At 45.9% G+C, this 1424-nt stretch carries 1 protein-coding gene; it reads right to left on the reverse strand.

Going from position 1 to position 1424, the window contains the following annotated elements; genetic code table 11:
* Positions 1-8 precede the first annotated feature (8 nt).
* A complete protein-coding gene (tnpC, locus tag QUA58_RS31310) occupies positions 9-1388 on the reverse strand; it encodes an IS66 family transposase (RefSeq protein ID WP_333257652.1) in 1380 nt (459 codons plus the stop codon).
* Between the last annotated feature and the right edge of the window lie 36 nt (positions 1389-1424).

Consider the following 1424-nt stretch of genomic DNA (forward strand, 5'->3'; position numbering starts at 1 on the left):
GTAATTGCTCAACTAGGGGAAAAAAGGGAGCCATCAATAGAGAGAGCTTGTTGAATGGATTGATAAGCAGTTAAACCCTGTCGCTTCCCAGTATTGACAACTGAACGAACGGCTGCAAACAAATCTCGACCCCATTCCGAACGGAAGCCATTAGTCACACGGCGAAATACCACGCTCATCCTAATCGCCTGTTCACTACTATTATTCGTTGGTGGAATCCCCGCCTCTTCCAGAAATAGAAATAAATTGTCAATTAGCCCACCATAGCGTTTTCGTAACCGGATACCATCCGGATGATGTGGCGCTAAATTTAAAATCCCGGTTAATCTTTCCTGTAAATTTTCTCGGTATCGATTGAGTCTGGCATCGTCGATTTTTTCTCGTCTTCGATGGATAATAAAAGCCCTCAATAATAACCTCTTCATCCCTGGGGCAAAAATTCTGTCCCCAGCATCAATCGCATATTGGCAATCCCGCAGTTGATGGGCTAAACACACTTGCCATTGTGGTGCGGGGTGATTTTTTTGAGCACTAAATAAATCTGACACCCAGATATCGGGACGATGTTCTGCGAGAACTTCGTTAATTACCCCAGTCCCTCGACTCGGGCGGATGACGTGTAAACAAACATCCTGGTTCTGAAACACCCACTCCCACTGATTCTGTCCGTTAACTCTCGCACTCGTTTCATCTGAACAAATTAATTTTGCCCGTCGCAACCGGTGTAGTATTTGACTTACTTGATCGTCTAAACTGATTTTGACCTTCCCCAGCAAGTTGGCGATGGCACCTTCTGATATCTTTAGTCCAAAGACGGAGCCAAATATCGACGACAGCCGTTCGTAGCTGATGGCATGAGTGTAACGAAGATATGTGACTAAGCTTTGAATTGAACTGCCAAACGGGGAACCTGGTTCCATTCCCCATGGTACTGGTGCAACATATTCGGTTTGACAGCAGGCACACTGACCACCATAACGTTCGATTCGGGTGACGATGGGGCGAATTGGGGGTAGTTCGATTTTTTCGTAGACGGATTGCAATTTTTGTGCTGCCCCGGTGACTTTCTCTCCACACTGGGGGCAATTTTTGAGTTGGGCGATGATTGTTTGGTCGGGTTCAGGATGTAGCTGTCTTCCCCCTCCTGCTCTTCCTAGGCTTCTTTGTCTTTTTATCCCCTCAATTTTCGATGGCTGAATGTTGGGCTTGAATCCTTTGGACGGTGGAGTGCTGGAATTTTTGCTAGTTTTTTTGGGAGATGGGCCTAGTTTTGGTTGGTCTGTGGTTGCTAACGCTGCGGTCAGTTTTTGGATTCTCTCCCATAGCTCTACTATCAAGGCTTCTTTTGCCTCGTTCGATAGCTGTTTTAGGTCGGGGAGTTTTTCCATTCCTTTATCTAATGTCTATCTTGTCTTCTTGTCAAG

This window comes from Microcoleus sp. N9_A1 (assembly GCF_036701795.1).
GTDB lineage: Bacteria > Cyanobacteriota > Cyanobacteriia > Cyanobacteriales > Microcoleaceae > Microcoleus.